The organism is Gimesia chilikensis (assembly GCF_007744075.1).
Taxonomy (GTDB): domain Bacteria; phylum Planctomycetota; class Planctomycetia; order Planctomycetales; family Planctomycetaceae; genus Gimesia; species Gimesia chilikensis_A.
The window spans coordinates 6,024,624-6,047,115 of the sequence record NZ_CP036266.1 but is presented as its reverse complement, the minus strand read 5'-3'; the positions used below and the strand labels follow the sequence as shown (position 1 = coordinate 6,047,115).

14 protein-coding genes are annotated in these 22,492 nt (G+C 55.1%); 4 read left to right on the top strand and 10 right to left on the bottom strand.

The genetic code is table 11. The annotated features are described in order from the left end of the window. Positions 1–25 precede the first annotated feature (25 nt). Positions 26–370, top strand: a complete 345-nt coding sequence (locus HG66A1_RS22690) for a hypothetical protein (RefSeq protein WP_145189432.1) — start codon at positions 26–28, stop codon at positions 368–370. 91 nt (positions 371–461) lie between these two features. Here the strand turns inward: HG66A1_RS22690 and HG66A1_RS22685 are convergent, their stop codons facing one another. From HG66A1_RS22685 to HG66A1_RS22670, 4 genes are all read right to left on the bottom strand, one after another. Beyond that, positions 462–1,196, bottom strand: coding sequence for a hypothetical protein (locus tag HG66A1_RS22685; RefSeq protein ID WP_145189429.1), 735 nt, complete (start codon positions 1,194–1,196; stop codon positions 462–464). Further along, positions 1,193–4,921 carry a DUF4175 family protein gene (locus HG66A1_RS22680; protein WP_145189426.1) on the bottom strand — a complete coding sequence of 1,243 codons (3,729 nt, stop codon included), beginning with the start codon at positions 4,919–4,921 and terminating at the stop codon, positions 1,193–1,195. The genes HG66A1_RS22685 and HG66A1_RS22680 overlap by 4 nt, the downstream gene beginning before the upstream one ends. A 44-nt stretch (positions 4,922–4,965) precedes the next feature. Next, positions 4,966–7,374: a hypothetical protein gene (locus tag HG66A1_RS22675; protein ID WP_145189423.1), complete on the bottom strand. Its 2,409-nt coding sequence runs from the start codon at positions 7,372–7,374 to the stop codon at positions 4,966–4,968. Between the two features lie 72 nt (positions 7,375–7,446). Beyond that, positions 7,447–7,908 (bottom strand): hypothetical protein, encoded by a 462-nt coding sequence (locus HG66A1_RS22670; protein WP_145189420.1) that lies wholly within the window; start codon positions 7,906–7,908, stop codon positions 7,447–7,449. A 424-nt stretch (positions 7,909–8,332) separates the two neighbouring features. On the opposite strand from HG66A1_RS22670, the gene murC reads away from it, so the two are divergent. Both murC and murB read left to right on the top strand, forming a co-directional pair. Beyond that, positions 8,333–9,784: a UDP-N-acetylmuramate--L-alanine ligase gene (gene murC / locus HG66A1_RS22665; protein WP_145189417.1), complete on the top strand. Its 1,452-nt coding sequence runs from the start codon at positions 8,333–8,335 to the stop codon at positions 9,782–9,784. After that, positions 9,750–10,628 carry a UDP-N-acetylmuramate dehydrogenase gene (gene murB / locus HG66A1_RS22660; protein ID WP_145189414.1) on the top strand — a complete coding sequence of 293 codons (879 nt, stop codon included), beginning with the start codon at positions 9,750–9,752 and terminating at the stop codon, positions 10,626–10,628. Before murC ends, murB begins: the two co-directional genes overlap by 35 nt. Before the next feature lie 19 nt (positions 10,629–10,647). Here the strand turns inward: murB and HG66A1_RS22655 are convergent, their stop codons facing one another. From HG66A1_RS22655 to HG66A1_RS22630, 6 genes are all read right to left on the bottom strand, one after another. After that, on the bottom strand, positions 10,648–11,919 hold the full coding sequence (locus HG66A1_RS22655; RefSeq protein WP_145189411.1) for a PQQ-like beta-propeller repeat protein: 1,272 nt from the start codon (positions 11,917–11,919) through the stop codon (positions 10,648–10,650). Between the two features lie 46 nt (positions 11,920–11,965). Next, entirely contained in the window at positions 11,966–13,375 is a 1,410-nt protein-coding gene (locus HG66A1_RS22650; RefSeq protein WP_145189408.1) for a DUF1501 domain-containing protein, read from the bottom strand. A gap of 19 nt (positions 13,376–13,394) precedes the next feature. Next, entirely contained in the window at positions 13,395–16,742 is a 3,348-nt protein-coding gene (locus HG66A1_RS22645; RefSeq protein ID WP_145189406.1) for a PSD1 and planctomycete cytochrome C domain-containing protein, read from the bottom strand. Between the two features lie 197 nt (positions 16,743–16,939). Then, positions 16,940–18,304, bottom strand: coding sequence for a DUF1501 domain-containing protein (locus HG66A1_RS22640; protein ID WP_145189403.1), 1,365 nt, complete (start codon positions 18,302–18,304; stop codon positions 16,940–16,942). A 107-nt stretch (positions 18,305–18,411) separates the two neighbouring features. Next, on the bottom strand, positions 18,412–19,182 hold the full coding sequence (locus HG66A1_RS22635) for an HpcH/HpaI aldolase family protein (protein ID WP_145042615.1): 771 nt from the start codon (positions 19,180–19,182) through the stop codon (positions 18,412–18,414). Between the two features lie 158 nt (positions 19,183–19,340). Next, complete coding sequence (locus HG66A1_RS22630) at positions 19,341–20,303, bottom strand: hypothetical protein (RefSeq protein WP_145189400.1); 963 nt, start codon at positions 20,301–20,303, stop codon at positions 19,341–19,343. Positions 20,304–20,827: 524 nt separating this feature from the next. Here HG66A1_RS22630 and guaA point away from each other — a divergent pair. Continuing rightward, a complete protein-coding gene (gene guaA, locus HG66A1_RS22625) occupies positions 20,828–22,426 on the top strand; it encodes a glutamine-hydrolyzing GMP synthase (protein ID WP_197996754.1) in 1,599 nt (532 codons plus the stop codon). Positions 22,427–22,492: the final 66 nt, after the last annotated feature.

Here is a 22,492-nt window from a genome sequence, read left to right as displayed (position 1 = left end):
GTCAGTGGAGAAAGAGGTAAGTCTCATGAAACACACAGAATCAGTCAGCATCAGAAGACTGGCCGCGAAATTAATCCTGTTGATTGCTGTCGCCAGTGGCGCTGCCGGATTCAGTTCGAATCCTCAACAGGTTCGTGCTGAAAGCTGGATGTATAATCGATCCTATTACAGCCACCAGCTGCCACCGGAAGTCGCTGCCCGTTATCCACGACCTCAGAGCCGCTCTGCCTATCGTGTACCAGAACTCGCTACCACACCCGGGTTTGCACTACGGGGCGCACGTCGCTGGAACTATGTGCGACTTTACAGCGGGAACAGCTACGATACGACAATCTTTCGTAGTGATACCTTTAATGTCGTCCCTCCCTAAGATTGGTTGAATCAACGACACAGCGAGCGGCCTCCGATCAACGACCTGAGGCCGCTTTTTTTATGGGAGGGGAATCAATAGACGAACAGGTTCAGCGCTGTTGTCTGTTTTTTTCGGCCAACGCTTCATAATAACGCTTAACCTGATCCTCGTAGCGGGGAAGAAATTTTTCCGTGTAGATATTCAAAAGCTGTTGTCGCATCGCGGGAGGCAAGTGTCCCCAGGCATCTTTGATATACGCGTTCCGGTCCGCGAGTTGACCTGAGGTCGCTTTTCCCTGATTCTGTCGGTCAGTCGATTCCTTTGCCGGCCCCTGCGAGAGCTGTTCCCCTTTCTGCTGGTTCTTACCCTGCTGGTCTTTCTGTGCCTGTTTCTGCTCGGACTGTTGAGAGGATTCCGATTCTTTCCCCGAACTCATGCGTTGGATGGTTTTGCCGGGGCTCGACTCGATCAGTTGAATCAGCTCTTCCAGGTTCCGCACCACCTCGCGCTGAATCTGCTGGGTTTCTTTTCCGGTCTTCTGTTCGGAAATCAATTTGCTGGCCCGTTGCATTTCTTTGATGATTGGTTCAACTGGTAATTGATTTCCGGGTTTGGCTTTGGGGAGCTTATCCGGGTCGGGGAGATCCAGCTTCGTCTCCGGAAGTTTGAGCTTATTCTCTTTTTGTTTATCCGGATTTTCTGTCTCAGTCGGTTGAGATTTGGTTTTCTTTTTCAGCAGTTCATCTGCAGCGTGCAGTTTCGGAGAGTACAGAAACACGGCGAGTCCGGCCAGATAGAGCAGGCACAGCGTGCGAATCGTCTGTGGTAGGGCAACGCATTTCATGGGACAGTCTCGGGTAATGGTTCTGATTCGTCAGACTGGGAGCCGATAAAAAGTGACATCAGTTCCTGCGACAGTTCTGCCAGGTCGGCCTGATCCCGGGAGAGACGTTTACGCAGTTCCTGTTGCTCGGGTGTCAGCTCTTTCTGCTGATCGACGGATTCATTAAAGCGAGTCGTCTGCTGCAGGAGTTCTTCCTGAAGCAGTTTGAGCAGCCGCAGCTGGGCCACCAGTGGAATCTGATCGGTGGGCATCTGTTGTGATGGTGTACCGTCGCCTGATTCCTGATTCGGCATACTCTTGCGATATTTGAGGATCGCCAGAATTTCCTTCAGCCTGTTCTGGGCACCGGTTTCTGCGGCCAGGGTTTCCTCGTCCGTGAGTCGCTCTTCCAGTCGGATCACTGCGATTTCCAGTTGATCGCGAACTTTGCGAATCGCCAGTCCAAAGACCGGAGCCGCTGCCATCTTATCGACGAAGGTTTGTGTCTGGTTTTGTAAATCACGCTCAGCTTCCGCGAGCTGTCTGAGTGACTTGAGCTGTCCCCGCGACCAGCGGCCACGTTCTTTACGTACTGTTTCGAGGCGGTTGGTTTCGGTAATCACAGCCTGTTGACGTTCGATCAGGGACTCGATTTCCGATTCGAGTTTTGTGAACTCCTCGAATGCGAGGGTTTCTTCCAGTTCCTGTCTGCGTGAAGCCAGTTCGCGCTGGGCCTGTTCGAGGTCATCCAGTGATTCGCGCATTTCCTGTTCGGCCTGACCTGTCTGTCCCTGGCTCAGGGAGTCATTGACTTTAGACAGTCGCTGGCTGGCACGGCGAACTGAATCGGAGGCCCGGTGCAGGCTCAGTTTCTGCAACTGGTTTTCCAACTGGTCCAGTTGCTGCTTGAGTGCCTGCTCCTGTTTGGCGAGTTGCTCCAGCTCTTTTTTCAGCTCTGACTTGTTCGTGTCCTGTGCAGCCGTCTTCAGTTTCTGCAGCAGGTCCTGTTGTTTCTGCTTCAACTGGCTGAGTTCCTGCTCGGACTGTTTCAGCTTCTTGATCAGCTGGTCGGGAGATTCCTCTGCCTGGTTCTCAAAGATGTCTTTGAGTTTCTGCATCGACTCCTGAATCTGCTGCTGTTCCTGGATCGCCTGTCCCACCTGGTTCTGCTTGAGTCGGTCTGCCGTTTGTCGCATTTTTTCGGGTAACGACTGTTTCCGCAGGAAATCAAGGGCCGCCTGCTTCTCAAACTGGTCGGTCTGGGAATTCGCTTTTGATTCCGCCTGGATGTTATCCAGCAGGTCACGGAAGGATTTGAACTGGTCTGACTGTCGTTCCTGGCGGCTGGCCAGTTTTTCGAGGTCGGCCTGGTCCTGCAGATTCAGGTTGGAAAACGAACGGGTGATCGTGCGTTTGGCCAGTTCCGTGGTCTGTTCCTGAATTTCGGATTGTTGTGCGATCTGTTCGTCCAGTTCGGAGACCAGGTCCCGGGTCTTCTGCCACTGTGAGAGTGACTGCAGCATCGTACCCAACCGGTCGATCACCTGCCGCTGTCCCTGTTCGGCTCTGGTCAGGGCTTCCAGTGGTTCTGCATCACGGTCTGATTTTTTCGCGGGAGCCTGGTCCGTTGATGTCTGTTTTCCGGCAGCCGGTTTCTGTTTCTGGTCATCCTTTGATTCGGGGGCCTGATCGACAGAGGACTGCAGTTTCTTACGGGCCTGCGTCATCTGTTCCTGGATCTGCGGAAAGAGTTCCTGGTTCAGCCGGGAGAGCTCGGTACTTAGTTCCGTCAGGCGCTGTTGCATGCCTGGGTCCTGAAGACGGTTCCATTCCAGTTCCTGCAGCAGTTCTTTCGCGCGCGGTTCCAGGCCGGTACGCGGGCTGGCCAGCTGGGAAGCGACCCGCTTCTGGTCCATCTCGACCTGCTTGATGGTGTCGAGCTCCTGTGTGCGTGCCTGACCGACGCGTTCCAGCTGATGCTGCACATCCTTGATCTCCGTATTGAGCAGTCGCTGGTCTTTGAGCACACGCGTCAGTTCTTCCAGTAACTGTGCATGACGGTTGACCAACTCGTTTGATTTATAGTCGGGGCTGACAATCGTCAGCACACGCGAAATACTGCTGCCGGTATGCGGGTCAGTTTTGACACCACTTTCGGTTTCCCCGGATATAATTGGTTGAAAGAAGTCGGTGGCTTCCGCGCGGAAAATGATCCGGTCGCCTTCTTCCAGAGAGAGCTCTGCCAGGTTCCAGTTCTCTTTGATGATCACATCCGTAGCCGGCTGCTGCGATTGGAATCCGAGTGGAAACGTTTCCGTGGGACGATCTGTACGGAGTGCCCGTGAGAGTGATTCTTCGCGTGACGATTTTTGATAGCGAATCAATGCACTGGCGATGCCGAGGTCATCGCGGATCGCGACCGCCAATGGGATCTGAGCGTCGGGCGTGACCTGCAGGTCGGTGTCGGGTTTTTCCAGAAAGACCTCGGGCAGCGCATCGAGGACCGCCGTGATTTCATATCGATCGGGCGAGGGAGGACGGAATCCCTGATCGTTCTCGATGTCGAACCAGTAGGAATAGGTGCCTGGTTCCGTCACGGTAAATTCAGTTGTGAAATGCCTGCGGTCCTGATCCAGTTGCACAGATTTAGGCGGCTGATCTTTCACGCGTAGCGCGACCGATTTGAGCAATTTATTCGAACTGGCTGCGATCTGGACCCTGGTTCCTACGAGCGCTTTGAAATGACCAATGCCCGCGGGCAGGCTGGTTTCTTTCTGTTGCGAATATTCCGGGGGAGTGAGTGTGACCTTCTCGAGCTTGATGGTGGTCGGGGGGACCGACTCAATTGTCAGCCAGGGCATGCTGGTGTCATCGCCGCCAACCGCTCTCAGTTTGAGTGTTTTACTGGAGACCACGAGGGAACCGGTTCCCAGATCGCGTTCCACGCCGGTGGCGGTGTCGGGGACCGAAACAATTCGCAGCGGCTCAGAATAGATCTGCGGGCGGAGTTGGGACTGCTGGCTGTTCTGATACTCAAGCATCAGGTCTTCGGGCGGAGCGCCTTTGCGGTTTTCGACAAAGAACTGAAACGTCTGTCCTTCCACAACCTGATACGGATTGCCGGGGCTGGTTTCGATGGGCACCAGATTTTCATCCAGAATCAGCAGTTCCACACTCTGAGGCCACTCCGGAGCGGAGAAGGGGAGTATCAGACGCTGAAAGCCCAGCATGACCTGCCGGGGATGCAGGATCGCGAGACCCGACACCAGCAGGCAGAGCAGGGCTGCCGAAATCATAACTTTGCGAATCGGGTGGGTATCAATCAGTTCCAGAAAATTGATCTGGGCTGCCCGCTGGTAGGATTCCTGAATGACGGCCTGTCGCATCTGGGCAGAGCCTGCGTAATGCGCCGCCGGTTGGTTTTCGAATTCGATGCTGCTCGAAAAACTGTCTTTCAGAGCCGGATAGCGTTTTTCAATTTTAAGTGCCAGGTCCAGATCGGTGATGGGGGTCTTTAAGGGGATCAGCAGTCGTTTCCAGACCGTCGAGACCAGGGCCGCCCCAATGCTCAGACCCAGGATGAGCCGAATCGCGGGGTCGGTGATATTCAGACTCCAGTCCAGTGCGACGGCGAGCAACCCCAGAGCGAGCAGGATCGTCAGCCCCCAGCAGACCCCGTTCAGCCAGATAAGCTGTCGGATCTTCTGGTGCAGATGCTCGAGTTGTGCTCGAATGGAATGAGACATGTTTATGGATTCAGCCAATTAGGAGACAGAACGCTAAAGGATTATTATACCAGTCGAAAACGTTTTCTTAAGAGCCATTCTACCGAGATCAGCAAAGTGAAGAGAATCAGAAATTCCCAGCGATTCCAGAGCGGGATCGGTTCTTCATTTTCCAGTGGAATCGGATGACCGGCGGGAACCGCTTCCGGCAATTGTTCCGCGTCCAGGATATGAAAATACGTTCCGCGGGTTTCGCGGGCTGTTTTCTGCAGATCGCTGCGATCCATATCCCGGTTCAACAGTTCCTGCTGGGAAATTTCGACTCGAAAATCGTCTGAGGGGGGCGTCCCTTCCAGGATGGGATGTGCGACCCAGGTATGATAAGCGCCTTCCGGGATGTTCGAATAACTGCCCTCAAAAATATTGGGGGCGGTTTCCCGGGGCGTCAGCTGTACGGGCCGCGACGCTTCCCCTTTGCGCTCGAGCATGACCGTGACCGGTTCAGAGTCGCCCGGGATTAGTCGTTCGTCGAGAAACTTGACGCGAAACTGGACCGTATCTCCCTGCTGGTATGTTTTACGATCCAGGGTGAGTTCGATGGCCTGTTCCTGGTTGAGCAGCTTTGAACGACTCAGGTAGCGAATGGCCTGAACCCAGTAACGGGAATAGTACAGGTCACCTACCAGGTCCCGCCACCGCCAGAGATCGTCGGTGGCGTTGAAAATCACCTTGCCGGCTCCCACGCGCTGCGTTGAGATAATGGGGATCGGCTTTCCGTCCTTGCCCTTCTGGGTGGGATGGATGGCGAAGACCGTTGCACCGGGTTTGACGTCGTCAGCGGTAAAAAACCAGTAGAGTTCCGGAAGCCTGTTCCAGATACGCTGGCTTTCTTCAGCACTGTCGGCAAAGCGGAAGATGGATGTGCTGAACTGCCCTTCGGTGGTCAACTCTGGCTGAAAACCTTCGATCACGGGGGCATATTCTGCGTTGGGAGCGGCCTTGGATATCTCGACCGGCAGCAGACCCTGCAAGGGGGTGTTGAAGTACGCCTGCGGGGAAAACCGGGGGCCGGCTACGACGATCAGTCCGCCCCCTTTTTCTCTGACGAACTGATCGAGGTTTTCGAAGACGGCCTGGCTGAAGTAAGCCGGATCGGCATCTCCCAGAATCACGACATCATACTGGTAGAGGTCTTCTTTTTTGACCGGGAAGTAATCGAGTGCCGTGGTGTCTTCCGACGAGTATTCCAGATCCGATTCCTGCAGGATGCTGCGGAGCTCGATGGTCTTATCCCGTTCGAGCAGATGTTTCAGATAACGATATTCATAACGTGGAACCGAATCGACGAGCAGCACCCGGATCTTCTGATCCAGGACCGAAACCTGGCCGCTCTGCTGATTGTTTTTCTGATTGACTTCCCCTTCGACCGGCTCGACTTCGAATTCGTATTCAAACAGCCCGGGTGTCGTGGGAGTAAAGGTGAGCTCAATTTTCTGAAACTCTTTGCGGGAATTGACCGGAATCTGACGCGTGGCCAGGGGACTGCCGGTCTTGGCATCCTTCAATACCAGGGAGAGCGTACCGGAATTGATGCCGAATGTTTTAACTTTGGCAGACAGATTGACCGGATCGTTCACGAAGGCCACATCGTCCACGAGCAGATCGTATAACTGCAGGTCACGCACGGGTTGCTCGCTGCCAATGCCGACCGGAAAGATGGGAACCAGCTTCGACTTGGCCAGAGGAGCGGCGCGGGACAGGCGATCCAGTTCTCCCGTACTGGAGATGCCATCACTCAGGACAATGATCGCCGTCGGCGGTGTGCCACGAAAATCGTTGAGAACTTTCTGCACCGCGTGGTAAGGCCGCGTCTCTTTACCGGTAGGAACCAGTTGTTTGAGTGTTTCCTGTGTGGACTGCTGGTTGGTCTGGTCGAAAAAATCCGGATCACCCAGGGGGAGGCAGTCTTCGGAAAAGTGATACAGACGCAGTTTATGTTTCCGCTGCAGCTCGGTGAGGAAGCGGGCGTCGTCTTTCAACAGCAGGTCTCGGGCGAGCGCGAGCCGCGGTTTGCCTTCAAACTCTTTCAGGTTGGCGGGGCTCATCTCCGGGGTGCCTGTGTAATTGTCTTCGAGTCCCATGCTGGCGGAATCATCAATCAACAGTGCCACAAAAGGCAGACCCGTGCGATGAATCGTCAGCGTAAAGCGGGTGAGGAACAATACGACAATCAGGAATACGATCAGTCGAATGCCGATCAGCAGGCTTTTCTTTTTCAGATCGAGGTGAGCTGTATCTTTGAGGTAGGCGTAGACCAGCAGGAGCACAATGCCCGAGGCCAGCAGCAGAACGATCCAGTCGGGCATCCAGGCTGGCCAGGGAGTATTCCAGTGGAAATTCCAGGCAGAACCCTGACCCGGCCCGGCAGCGGGGATATCAAAATAGGCTTCCAGGGCTCGTTTCAGCGTTTGCATAAGTGCTGTCTAAGAATGGAAAAACAATAGGACGTGTCTGCTGAAATCCTCATGAGAGAGAGGGCTTCTCTCTTATATTGTATTCAGATCATCCAGCAATTGCTGTTTTTCATCTCCTTCGAGGTCCGATTCCGCAATATTTTTTGCTTGTTGTTTGTATGTTTCCACTTCTTCGGGCTTATTGGCGACGGAAGCGGCTCGGGCCAGGGCTTCGTAGGCATAGGCCAGGCAAAACGGCTTAAGATGGTTGTCCTGCGTAACTTTCAGGCAGAGCATGGCGTAGCTGAACGCATTGCTGGGTTGATTGGTGACCGCATAGACCCGGGCCAGCTGCCAGTAAGCGATCGAAATGTTTTCCGGCGTATGTTCGTCGTATTGCGCCCAGTGCCAGTGCGAGGCGTGGCAGGCAGAAATCATGGCCAGATTTTCAGCAGCGGTGCGATCTGTCTTATCCAGATATTCCCAGGTCTTATTGAAACAGGTCGCCGCAAAGTGGCGATGCGCGTGCTGTGGATCGAAAGCGGGGCTCTGCATTGGTAACTCCTTTCAGGGATATTCTGTTGAACAGCAGACGATCGAGACTGCGGACCTGGAAATTGCTCTTCAGACAGAATCCATTTCGAGGCATAATGCATTGTATCGCAGCCGGTAAAGAATTATAAGATCCTGGAAAAATTGTGCAGAAATCAGGGAAATGAAACGGATTTCAGTAAAACCCAGCTATAGCTGTCTATCTTCTCAAGTTTCTCCAGATGACCGGCTTGATGCAACAGGATCCTGTTATTCGATAATGTTTATCCAGTCGAAACAAATGTCATAACCAATGGATTCCGCACGCAGTGATTCCCGATAGAGAGAGTCGTGGGATTTCGGAGTGATTCTACCGAGATCAAAACCCGCCGGTACTGATGCCAGCGGGAATAACCTGTCGGGGCCTCAGATAGACATTAAGGCGACTATGATCCTGTCAAAAACGAATACGCATCAACAGGGAATCTTGAATCAGGATTTTCGGCTCGACTCTGCCGGATTACCTGCCTCTGCGCACCTGGTCGGCATTTGTGGATCCGGGATGAAAGCACTCGCGGAATACCTGGCCAGCGCCGGTTGCCGCGTGACCGGCTCGGATATGAGTCCTGCGCTGCCGACGGATCAGGCCTTACAGGCAGGCGGCTACCGGGTCCATCAGGGGCATGACAAACGTTTCGTTCCGGAAGGGACCAACGTGCTGATCTACAGCCCGGCGATCGGACTGGCAAACCCCGAACGGCGTTTCGCGCAGCGCATGGGAATTCCCCAGCTCTCCTACACACAGATGCTGGGCAACCTGATGCGGCAGAAGCAGGGCGTCTGTATCGCAGGAACCCACGGAAAAAGCACCACTACCGCACTGACGGCATTTGTACTGGAGAATGCCGGCGTTTCCCCTTCGGCCGTAATTGGAGCCGAACTCTGTAACCAGAACCTGAATGGCTGGGCAGGAGCAGGTCCTTTATTTGTAGCGGAAAGCTGTGAATACCAGCGGAGTTTTCTGAATCTCTACCCCTATTATGCAGCCATTACTAACATTGAGCCCGATCATTTCGATTACTTTAAGAATCAGGATGATATGACCTCCGCGTATGCCGAGTTCGTAGCCCGGATTCCGGCTGACGGAACATTGATCATGCCGGCAGCCTGTCGCGGCGCCGTGGAAATTCGCACAGCCTGTCTGGCAAAAATCGCAACGTTTTCACTGGAAGAGGAAGCAGACTGGTGGGCCACAGACATCAAGCAGACCACCTACGGTCAGCGTTTCCGAATGTTCTACAAGGGTGAGTACTTTTCTGAGATTTCCCTGCAGAAACGGGGCCGCCACAATGTGAGTAACGCGATGGTCGCCGCGATTCTCTGTCACTCGGCGGGAGTCCCTGCCGAAGACATTCGCGAAGGAATCTACCAGTTTCCGGGGATTCGTCGTCGCTACGAGCAGAGAGGCTCTTACAAGGGCATCACTCTGATCGACGATTATGCACACCATCCGACTGCGATTCAGGCGACCCTCAACCTGTTGAGGCAGGAATATCCGGATCGCAAGGTCTGGTGTGTTTATGAACCGCATCAGGTCTCGCGGACGCAGGCCATGATGGATTCTTACTCCCGCAGTTTTCGACTGGCGGACGAAGTACTGATTGCTCCGGTGTATGCAGCCCGGGAAAAGCTGGGAACGGAGCCCGTTGATACGTCAAAAGAGCTTGTTCAGCGAATTCTTCTGCATAATGCTGCGGTCAGATTCGGCAGTTCCCTTGACCAGATCGTCTCAACTTTAGAGACTGAGGCTCAATCTGGTGATATCATCATAACTATGGGTGCTGGCGAAATAAATCGGATCCATCATGAGTTCAATCGAAGACTTCAAAGACATTCTTAAACATTCCGAACCCCTGGCGAAATACTCGTGGTTCAAAATCGGCGGTCCGGCCCAGTTCTTTCTGGAGCCACGGAACGCGGATGAACTGCAGGCGGTCGTCAAATGCTGTGCAGAAAATGAAATTCCTGTACGCGTCTTTGGGGGCGGATCCAATATTCTGATCAAGGATTCCGGCGTACAAGGTGCCGTCATCCGTATTCATGATCAGGAATTCGCCCAGATCAGCATCGAGGGGACAACCGTCACCTCGGGAGCGGGGGCACTGCTCTCGAACCTGGTTTCACAGACCGTCAAAGAGGGACTGGCCGGCCTGGAAGGGCTGGTGGGGATTCCCGGTACGGTTGGTGGTGCACTGCATGGCAATGCCGGCGGTCACAACGGTGACATTGGCCAGTTCGCCAAATCCGTATCTGTGCTGACCGCCCGGGGGGAAAAGTTCGTGCGGACCGCAGATGAACTCAGTTTCAGCTACCGGGAAAGCAGCATCAATGAGCTGGCGATTCTGGAGGCGACCTTCGAATTGCAGCAGGCTGATGCAGATGAACTGACTGAACGCATGAAAAAGAACTGGATCATGAAGAAGGCGAACCAGCCTCTCACACACCAGTCTGCGGGCTGTATCTTCAAAAATCCGCGCGGGATGCACGCCGGGGCTCTGATTGAACAGGCGGGCCTCAAAGGGACCCGCATCGGGGGAGCCGAAATCAGCGACCGTCACGCGAACTTTATCATCAATGATGAAAGTGCGACGACGGAGAATGTGCTCGACCTGATCAACCTCGCGCAGAATACCGTCTCTGAAAAGTTCGGCGTCGATCTCGAGCTGGAAATCGAGCTCTGGTAATCAGCCGCTCGCTGCTGCTTCAGTTGCCGATACAGTACAGATGCTGGAACGTGCGGATGAAGATCTGCCCGTCTGAGAACGCGGGTGTGGAATTGCTGCGTTCGCCCAGTTTGTTCTGAGCGAACGTTTCAAATCGTTCCGCATTCGGCTTGAAGACATGCGTTGTTCCCTGTTGGTCGGTGACGAACAGGTGGCCGTCAGCCAGGATCAGAGATCCCCAGCAGGCGGCACCACCGGAACGTTCCTGCCAGACAATCTCGCCGGTTTGCGGATTGATGCATTGCACAATATTCGGTCCGGCGTTGGCCGTGAAGATGTGGTCTGCAGTAAACACTCCGGTGGAGATGCGTTGCGGATTCGGTTCCTTACGCCAGAGTCGGGCGGACTCAGTAATGTCACCCGTCCCCTGCATGCGGAAGCCGATCGCGGGTCCGTTGAAGCCACCCATGGCGACGCAGATCTGATCTGCCAGCACAGGAGAGGTATAGCATAAGTCCCCTTTCTGTCCCCGGAGCCCGGAACAGCTCCAGACGATGTCACCCGTTTCGGGGTCATAGGCGTTCACGCGGAGGGACATGCTGCAGATAACCAGGCTGCGATCGTTGATACGGGCGATTACGGGGGTACTCCAGGAACCCATGTATTTGCGATCGTTATTTCGCTCGCCGTTATTTTCGACGGGTTCATCGGTTTCCCAGATCGTTTTGCCACTCTCCAGATCGATGGCGGTCATGAAGACCCGCTTCCCGGGACCGCAGTGCAGAATGATTTTTCCCTCATGCAGGACTGGAGAAACACCGTAGCCCCACATGTGATCGAACTCACCCAGATCGCGGTGCCAGACTTCGTTGCCGTCAAAGTCGTAACAGTACAGACCGGCTGAACTGTGCCAGACGACGACGCGTTTGCCATTCGCGACGGGAGTCGAACCGCAGTAATTATTGGTTTTGTGGGTGGGCTTCACCTTGTCAAAGTTGACGGTCCGCATCCAGAGCTGCTTGCCGTTCTTGCGGTCGAAACAGTAAAGGCTCCGCTGGCGACCCTCATTCTCGGCACAGGTAATGAATACGCGTCCGTTAGAGACGATGGGGCTGCTGTTACCAGCTGCAGGCAGCGGCACTTTCCAGAGGATGTTCTCGGTCTGACTCCATTTGAGGGGGACTCCCGTTTCCTGTGAGATGCCATTTCCCCGGGGACCACGAAAGGCGGGCCAGTCCTCGGCAGATGCCACGGAGAGAGCCACACAGAGTAGAACCAGGGTCGAACAGAACGGGCGCAGGAACTGTTTCATCGGAGTGCCTTTCGAAACGGATACAGATTAGATTGTTTCAACTCACTCAGGCAATGACATCGTGCACGACGTGTCCATGGACGTCGGTCAGACGCATATCCCGTCCACCAAAGCGGAACGTGGATCTGGTATGATCCAGTCCCAGCAGGTGCAGCATCGTGGCATGAATGTCGTGGATCTCAACGCGATTTTCGACAACTTTATAGCCCCATTCATCGGTCGTCCCGTAAGTGGTGCCCCCTTTGACACCGCCGCCGGCCATCCACATGGTAAAACCGAATGGATTATGATCGCGACCGTTGGTTCCCTGGGCGAAGGGGGTGCGGCCGAATTCGCCTCCCCAGATGACCAGCGTGGAATCGAGCAGCCCGCGCTGTTTGAGATCTTTGAGCAGCCCCGCGATGGGCTGGTCGACCGCCCGGGCATTGTTAGCGTGATGGAGTTTCAGATTGCTGTGCTGATCCCAGCGGTCTCCTTTCACGTTGGGACAGGTCAGTTCGACGAACCGCACGCCCCGTTCGACCAGCCGGCGTGCGAGCAGACACTCGGCTGCGAAAGTGCGTGTGGGCTCGTATTCCTCATTGAATCCGTAGAGTTCGAGCGTTGGCTTGCTTTCGCTTTCGAACGACATCAGATCGGGAATCGCCATCTGCATTTTGTAGGCGAGTTCATAATTGGAGATCGCGGAGTCAATTTCGTCGTGCCTGCCGGTCTCCTGTTGTTTGAACCGGTCCAGCTGCTGCATCAGTTTCAGTTTTTCCACCTGGGTGCGGCTGGTCTTTTCCTGGCGTTCCACGTTGGCAATACCGCTGCCTCCCGGCTTGAAGACTGAGCCCTGGAAGCTGGCGGGGAGAAAGCCACTGTTGAAGCAGTCGAGACCGCCGGGGGGAATCAGTCCGCCGTTGATGACCACAAAGCCGGGCAGGTTCTGGCATTCAGTGCCCAGACCATAGTTGACCCAGGCACCCATACTGGGGCGTCCCTGCAGACCGCTGCCGGTGTGCAGGAAGTAATTGGCAAAGGTATGTTCGGGAAAGTTCGAGACGACTGAGCGAATGACGGCGATGTCATCGATACAGGAACCGACCTGCGGGAAGAGATCGCTGACGGGAATCCCGCTCTCGCCGTAGGCTTTAAATTTCCAGGGACTTTCGAGCACTTTACCGACGTTGTCGAACTGGGTGTCTTCGACTTTGAAAAAATCGCCCGGGCTTTTGCCATTGTATTTGGAAAGCATTGGTTTGGGGTCGAAGGTATCGACCTGCGAAGGTCCGCCATCCATGTAGAGGAAGATGACGTTTTTCGCTTTGGCTGGAAAGTGGGTTCTCTCCGCTGTCACTCCGGAGAACGCGCGGTCCTGCAGCAGGGCCGTCAGGGCGGCGGCGCCGAAGCCGTTCGCGCACTGCTGGAGCATTTGACGGCGAGTGAACTGGTATCGAAATTGGCCACAATGCATGCTGCCGACTTTCCTGATATTAGAAGACGTAGATAAATTCTTTGAGATTAAAGATGACATGTCCCAGCTCACCCCAGGTTTCTGCGGGTTGTGCTGCCGGGTTTGTCGTTCTCTGAGCCTGCAGGAACTGCTCAGCAGCCTGTAACTCGGCCTGCGCCGGTGGACGCCCCAGGGCCGATTCATACATCCAGCGGATGCGTTCCTGATCTGTCGTTAATTTGGGATTCGCGGCGATGTGTTCTCCCCAGAGGCGAGCCTGCTGGATCACGAACGGATCGTTCATCATGATCAGAGCCTGGGCGGGCACGTTGGAGACGTTGCGGCGGCCCATCGTGCTGAAGGGGCTGGGAGTATCATAAGCCAGCATCATCGGCGAGAGAAAATTGCGACGGACCTGGATATAGACGGAACGTCTGCCCTCTCCATCCAGGGGGCCGTTGACCGGCGGCTTGCCGCGTCCATCCATGAACTTCGTGAGGTGGATGGGAACCGAGGGGCCGTACAGCTCAGGCTGCAGTCTTCCGGAAATGCTGAGCAGGGCATCGCGGATCGCTTCGCCTTCGAGTCGCTTCAGCGGCATTTTGTAAAGCAGGACATTGTCCGGATCGATCTCGGCGACATCCAGGGATGTCTGACTGGCCTGCTGGTAAGTTTTCGAGAGGACCAGGTACTTGATCATCTGTTTGATCGAACGGTCCTGTTCGAGGAATTTCAGTGCCAGGAAGTCGAGCAGTTCCGGATGCGAAGGACGCTCACCCAGCACGCCGAAGTTATCGACACTGGGGACGATTCCCCGTCCAAACAGATGTGCCCAGATGCGGTTGACAATCACGCGGTGTGTCAGGGGATTGGCAGGATCGTTGATTTCCCGGGCCAGTTCCAGACGTCCGCTGCCGGTAACCTGGGGACTGGTTCCTTCGAGGGCTTCCAGGAAACGACGTTCTACGACAGGGCCCTGATTCTGGTGGCTGCCCCGAATCAGGACGTGGTCGTTCTCAGCACTGCCATCCATGATGGCCATCGCGGTGCGGGATTTGTTTTGAATCTGTTTCTGCAGTTGATCGCGCTCGGACTGATAATCGCGGATCGACTGCTGCAGGGCTTTCCTGTCGGAATCTTCCGGATCGGAGAACAGGTCGGGATGGGCGAGAATCCAGTTGATCAATGCAGTCGTCTGCGAAGAAGGTTTGTCTGTCGTGTCACAGAATTCCTGAAACGCGTCTGTGAAGGCCTGTTGCACCTGTGGCGTCTGGAGACTGACCGAGGTCAGATCGGGTTCGGGGAACTTGGCTGCATATTTCACCTGGTAGACTTCGAGTGGCTCTTTGCCGATGGGCGTGAACTCGAGGTGCACGCGATGTCCGTTGTAGCGGGAGAGATCATGAAAGACCCACAAAGGCTTACCGGCTTTGTCAGCGTCAACTTTTTTCAGAGTGGACCCGTGCAGGGGACCAAAGAGCAGGCGGTGTGAGTCAACGCAGGCATAGACCCAGCAGGAACCTTTGACGCGGTACGCGACGGAACCTTTGACTTCGAACGTGGGAGTTCGGAGTGTCCGGCCGGCACGGGGATAAGAACGCAGTCTGTTTTTCTGGATCATCTGTGGCGTTTTCACATCTTCCAGATCATTCCAGAGGGGATCGCGGATCGCGGCACCTTCAGTCTGAACTTTGAGCGACAGTGCTTTGCTGTCGGGATCGAGCAGCAGCGTTCCCCGGGGACGGGGTGCCAGTCCAAAGGTGAAGCCGTCGACGATGAAGTCTTCGGGGGAACAGGTGTCATAATTGACAATCGTCCGCTCGGGCGATTCCGGTTTGCCCGGTCCAAAGGGACTGGCGGGAGCCAGTGAAGCGGGGACGCCCGCCTCCAGCATGATGGCGGCCTTCAGTTCCTCTTCCGCGGACTTGTTGTTCATTAGGAAGGCGGCCCAGCGTTTGAGGATCGCCGGATTGAGCCCCTGTTTCGCAGCCTTTGTCTGCAGCTGCTGTTCGCTTTCGGAAGACTGTGTCTGCCGGACCAGTTCTGATGCACGCTGGTAATAACGGGAGAATTTCTGGACTTCGTCCTGGAATGCGGCTTTGAGTTTCGTTTTGAGCGGCGCCTGCTGTCGTTGATGTAACTGTTCTGCCTTCGCGGCGATGGAACGATTATGCTCCATCGATTCAAAGCGAACCTGATGATAATTGCTGCTCTGCAGATAGCCGTAGAGAGCGTAATAGTCGCGGGTGGAGATGGCATCGAACTTGTGATCGTGACAGCGGGCACAGGCCACGGTCATGCCCAGAAAAGATTTGGTCATGACATCGATGGCATTATCGAAGCGATCGGTCTCGTCTTTGCGGATATCGACCGGAGAGTGCACCCATTCGCCCAGGAACCAGAAGGCGGTTGCAAGGACCGATTCGTTGAAACCACTCTCCGGGTTCAGACGTGGTTCGGGTAACAGGTCGCCGGCGATGTGTTCCGTGACGAATTGATCGTAGGGCAGATCGGAATTCAGAGCCCGGATCACGTAATCGCGGTACTGCCAGGCATTGGGGGCGTCGTTATCGAACTCGTGGCCACGGGATTCAGCATAACGCATCAGGTCGAGCCAGTGACGGGCCCAGCGTTCCCCAAAGTGCGGGGACGCAAGCAGCTGATCGACTACTTTCGCGGTTGCATTGGGGGATTTGTCATTCAGGTATTCATCAATCTGTGCGGGAGTCGGGGGCAGGCCGATCAGGTCGAAGTAGAGTCGTCGGAGTAGAGTCCGTCTGTCAGTGGCCACGGTGGGAGCGAGCTCCTTTGCTTCCAGGCCGGCGAGGATGAACTGATCGACGGGATGGTCAGACCAGCCCTGATTTCGAACCGCAGGAAGAGGGACTGGCTTCAGGTCTTTCCAGGCCCAGTGTGCCTGGCGGCGCTGCTGGAGATCGAAAGCTTCGTTCTGTGTGTTATCTTCAGGGGCTTTCTCATCGGGCCAGGGGAGGCCCATTTCGACCCAGCGGGTCAGTGCGTCGATCTGTGCCTGTTTCAATCGAGTGTTGGGGGGCATTTCAAAGGATTCATAACGCACCGCTTCCAGCAGCAGGCTGTCGTGAGGAGTTTTAAGCTGAATCGAAGTGCCCGAATCGCCTCCTTTAATGACCAGGGCACGCGAATCGAGGCGCAGTCCCCCTTCGAGGCGTTTGGCCTGTCCGCTGTGGCAAGCATAGCAGTGTTCGGCGAGCAGTGGGCGGATTGATTTTTCGAAGAACTCCAGCTGTTCGGGAGAGAACTGTGGTTTCTTTGTAGCGTTGGTGGTTGGTTCTTCTGCGGAAGTCGAGAAACAGGCGAGGCAGACCAGCAGCAGGCAGGCAAAGGTGATTCGAAAAAGTTGCTTCATGCTCGCGGAGTTCCTGGTCGGAGTTCTGGTGTTGATTCAGCTGAGGCCAGCGGGCGCCACGAAATTCCTACGCAGCACCGAGTTCAGGAGGGAGCGACAGAATTCGCCGCTACGTCTTATATTAACGCGTTTTGATACGGCGATTCAAGTTTTAATCGGGCTCGTGAGCAAAGAGAGCCGGTTTCCCGGGCCAGTCCTCAGATGAGTTCGGGCAGTGGTCGGGCGTGATCTTCGACCAGGTACTGCGGTCGGCCGCTGAAATCGAGGAGCGTGGTATGCTCTGTGTCGATACTCAGATTGTGATACAGGGTGGCAAACAGCTCGGGGAACGTGACCGGGCGGTCGACAGCTTCGCCTCCCAGGCGATCTGTGGCGCCAATCACCTGACCGGTCTGCATCCCGCCGCCGAACAGGATAGCGGAATTGACGCGGGGCCAGTGATCGCGGCCGACCTGCGTGCTAATTTTGGGAGTCCGTCCGAATTCCCCCCAGATGGCAACGGTGCAGTCATCAGACAACCCGCGCTGGTGCAGGTCTTCGAGCAGGGCACTCACGCATTGATCGAAGATCGGGAAGTCTTCTGCTTCGCGTTTGAAGATGGAGTTGTTCTTGCCGCCGTGCCAGTCCCATTTACTGTAATTGAGTGTGACAACGCGGGCACCAGCTTCAATCAGGCGGCGGGCTACCAGCATACTTTGTGGCACACGCGGTGCACCGTTGCTGTCGATAAAGACGGTGGGATCTCCCGTGCCGTAACGTTTGACGGTTTCCGGATCTTCCTGTGACAGGTCCAGCGCTTCAGCCAACTGGGAAGAGGTAAGAACGCCCATTGCCTGTTCGGTAAAGGTGTCGAGGCCGGTCATCATGCCTGAGGCATCTGCTTCGCGTTTGAAGTTATCGATGCTCTGCAGCAGTTGTTTACGATCAGCGAGACGTTCCAGAGAGATGCCGTTGAGCACCATGTCGTGTCGCGTCGGGCCCATGGGGCGGAATGGGGACTCGGACAGTCCCAGGAAGCCGGGACCGGGTTCGTTGTAAGGTCCGTGGGTGCAGGGATAGCAGAGACTGATGAAGGGGGGCGCAGATTCAACATAAGGTCCCTGGATCTTAGCGACAGTCGAACCGAACTGGGGCCAGCCTCCCTGGGGAGTCAGCTTGCGTGGGTTGTGTCCGTTGAAGCACTGGATGGCGTCGTGTCCGCTCTGGGAGCCGACGATGGAACGGACGAGGACCATTTTATCCATCATCCGGGCCATGCGGGGAAACGCTTCACAGATTTCAATGCCGGGAACATTGGTGGCGATGGGCCGCCAGGGGCCGGCGATTTCTTTGGGGGCCTCTGGTTTGAGGTCGATCATATCCTGGTGGGGTGGTCCGCCGACCAGGTAAATCATGATGACCGACTTCTGACGTTTCGGTTTTTCAGACTGGGATTCAGCCTGCAGCAGGCGAGGCAGTGTCAATCCGGACAGCCCGAGGCTTCCGATCTGCAGAAAATTGCGCCTGGATAAACGATCGCAAAAGGAACCGCGTGCCTGGTCTTTTCCCAGCAGTGTCAGCATCTTGATGTCTCTCCCGGTGTGGTGAGGGCAGGAGTGCCATAGTCGGAAACGGGGCAAGGACCGGATTGTATCAAATGCTGTTTATGTGTTCCAGAGGAGTCCGAAGATTATTTTCGAACCCGCTCGCGAAGTTCGGGCAGGACGGCGCGGATGCCGATTCCACCCAGGCTGGCGATGGAGCCGATATTGACGAATCGATACCCCTGGTCGATCGCTTCGCGGCAACGGTCGAGGTCGGCAAAGGTGATGCCGGCGGGTTTATTCGCCTTGGCGGCCCGCGCGGGAATTTCGGCAAGCAGTTTGAGCAGGTCGGGATGTTGAATCTGACCGATGACACCCAGTGAAGCAGAGAGGTCCATGGGGCCGGCGAAAATCACATCGATGCCGTCGACGGCCGCGATTTCTTCAATGTTTTCGATCCCCTCGGGAGATTCGATCTGCGCAACGATGGCGGTTTCTTCATTCGCGTGTGGCAGGTAGTCATCGAAGGAGAAGTCCATGAACATGGTCCAGTCGGGAGAGACGCCCCGGGTTCCTTCGGGCGGATACTTGGCGTACTGGACAGCCAGGCGGGCTTCTTCCGCATTGTTGATCTGCGGGACCATGATCGTGTTTGCGCCGATATCGAGCGCTTTCTTGAAGTAGATCGGATCGAGTCCGGGAACACGGATCATCGGCATACAGCCGGCGCGGCGGGCGATGATCGGGAGGTGTTTGACTTCGTTGACGCTGTAGGGACGGTGCTCCAGATCGATCCAGAGGAAATCGACTCCCGTGTCGACGGAGAGCTTTGCGAGAATTTCCGAAGCATCGGGCATCCCGACTCCCAGTGCCACTTCACCCTGGGAAAGCAGTGTTTTGATCTTATTTTCAAACATCTCAGAGGGTCCTGCAATAGATGGTCAACGGTCGAAACCGCGACTGACAGAAGTCAGCGCCAGCACCCATAATACGTATAAAACAGACGACGGCATACCCTCACGAGAGTATGCCGTCGTTGAAATCATTTATTATTTCGTATTACCTGACTAAGTTCTCAGCGAGCCAGATAGTACATGGCGGGGTCGTCGATGATCCACTCGGTCGACCAGGTACGGCCGTTGTCCTGATTACAGACGTTGAAGAACGCCGTATGGAAGGACTGGATCCGAGTGCCGTAGGGAGCATGTGAAGCGAAACGGTCAGCCGGTGTCAGCGGATCGACGCCCGGGCTGGCGTAGTAGTGAACCCGTCCGTCTGGCGTGAAGGACATACCCAGTGTCCACCAGCCGGTCTGTTTGATTTCGGGACCGATGAAGTCCTGGCCGCTGGTGTCAGCGCGAACTACGAACACAGCGGAATCTTCACCGCTGGCAGAGTCGGTCTTGCTGTTGAACTGAATGAACATCCCGAGGTAAATGGTTTCAATTTTGGTTGAAGAACCGATCGTGCGGAAGAAGCGACGACGGCTGGGAGTGCTGGATTTCATGGGGGCTTTCACAGCAGCACGGAAGCCAAATGAAGTACCGGTTTTGTCTTCCCATTCTTCGAAGGGGGGCAGATAAACGCGTGTAACCACACTCGGAGACAAACCGACAGAAACCATGGTTCCGTTCATGATCAGGTCATCCTGATTGCTGCTCCGGCTGCCATGACCGGGAACGCCGGTATGCAGAGTTTTCAGCAGCAGTGCCCCTTTGCTACCGGGCAGACCGCCGGCGGGAGTAGGGACGCGTTGAATGACATCCATCTGGCCGCGTTTGGCACTTTCGGTCCAGACTCCATTGGTCGACTGGCCCAATGGGTAGCGGGTCTGTTTGTCGACGTTGGTACTGCTTTTCGGCAGATTGGGCACGTATTCCCAGGATTCATCTTCGAAGTCGTCCCAGGAACCATCGATACGAGTCCCTGTGCCGGGGATGACCTGTGCCTGTAATTCGGCTCCTGCCATGAGCATTGAGGTCCCTGCGACCAGAGCCAGACAGTGTCTGGTGAAAAAACGATTCCATTGGAGAAGCATGATTATCTATTCCTGGCAATATTTGTTTGAAGGAGTGGAAACGGTTCCGATTCCCTGAGGCTTGGAAGAAATCGATCAGGACCCCTGTGCACTGGCTCATTCCGTCAAACGGGATTTTCCCTCAGGAGTCGGATTACTGGAATTATCGGACAGATCGACAGAAATGATTCAAAGGGTTCCGATCTGTTGGTTTTGCTGTAAGTCTATTTACACATGATTCTTGTGGAAAATATATACGCAAATTGAGAGTCGGGAAATCGCTGAAAACCGGGGCTGGTAAACCTACATGTTCTGTATCTTTCGTATTTTGACTGGCCTGCAAAGATTCCTGCTTTCCTGACTGGAAAGGCGTGTGCAGAATTGGATTTCGCGGGGTGAATCGCTAAGATGGCGGCTTGCTTTTCAGCCCTCCTCTCTTTCGAGACGTGGGGACTGAATCTGAGAACAGTGGAACGCAGCAGAGGCCTTGAGCGCCCCGGCCGCTGATGCCCTTTCTATCACCGATTGCCCTATCAGAGAACGTAATGACTGAATCCCATGTCTCCGAGCTGGATGCTCCCTCTCAGAGTTTGCTGAATACCCGTCAGGAAGAGTTGATTCTGGTTCTGGATTTCGGATCCCAGACCGCTCAGCTGATTACGCGGCGTGTACGTGAACAGAATGTTTTCAGTCTGCTGACACGAGCTGATCTGTCTGCAGAACGGATTAAAGAACTGAATCCAAAGGGGATTATTCTTTCGGGCGGTCCTGCCAGCGTGTATGGCGAAGGGGCTCCTCAGCCTGATCCGGCGATCTTTGATCTGGGGATTCCGATTCTGGGAATCTGCTACGGGATGCAGCTGGTCTGTGCTTCGCAGGGGTGTGAAGTACGGGGCGGAGAGTCCCGCGAATTTGGTCGGACGCCTTGTACGGTCAGCGATCATACGAATCTCTTTTCCGGCGTACCCAGCGAATTCATCGCCTGGATGAGCCACGGCGACCAGGTACAGAATCTGAGTGAGCACTTCGATTCACTGGCTTCAACCGAAACCTGCCAATTCGCTGCAGTCAAACATCACGACAAACCTTTATACGGTTTGCAGTTCCACCCGGAAGTGACACATACCGAATTCGGGGGGATGCTGCTTTCGAATTTCGTACAGAAAGTGTGTGGCTGTCAGGGGACCTGGAAGATCTCGAACCTGATCGAGCAGGAAGTTGAAAACATTCGGGCCCGTGTGGGAGACAAGCAGGTGATCTGTGGTCTGTCCGGGGGCGTTGATTCCTCCGTTGTAGCCGCACTGCTGTACCAGGCCATCGGCTCGCAGCTCTCCTGTATTTTCGTCGATAACGGTCTGCTGCGAAAAGGGGAAGCAGATGAAGTCGAGCACCGCTTTGGTGAGCACTTCAAAACCGACCTGCACGTGGTGGATGCGAAAGATCTGTTCCTCTCGGAACTCAAAGGTGTGGTCGATCCCCAGGAAAAACGTAAGATCATCGGCCGCCTGTTTATCGAAGTCTTCCAGAAGGAAGCCAAGTCGATCAAAAACGCCCACTTCCTGGCTCAGGGAACGTTGTATCCTGACGTGATTGAGTCTGGAGCCAATAAGGACGGTCAGGCTGCAACTATCAAATTGCACCATAACGTCGGCGGACTGCCTGAAAAACTGGGTTTTGAACTGATCGAGCCGCTACGCGAACTGTTCAAGGACGAAGTCCGTCAGATGGGGCACGAACTGGGCCTGCCTGACGAACTGATTTACCGCCATCCCTTCCCCGGTCCCGGACTGGCAGTTCGCTGCCTGGGTGAAGTGACCGAAGAACGTCTCAAAGTTCTGCGGGAAGCTGATGTGATTGTGATCGAAGAACTGCACAAGGCGAATCTCTATCGCAAGACCAAGCAGGCCTTCGCCGTGCTGTTGCCGATTCGCTCTGTGGGTGTGATGGGAGATGGACGGACCTATGAAGATGTCGCTGCGATTCGTGCCGTCGAGACGGACGATTTCATGACAGCGAACTGGTCTCCGCTGCCTCACGAAGTGCTGGAACGGATGTCGACCCGGATCACCAACAACGTACGGGGGATCAACCGGGTCGTGTATGACATCAGCTCCAAGCCGCCCAGCACAATTGAATGGGAATAATTTCCCGATTCCCTGCCATTTCTCTCTGTCGGCAGGTTTAAGTCAGGCGTAATAATCGAAGCTGCA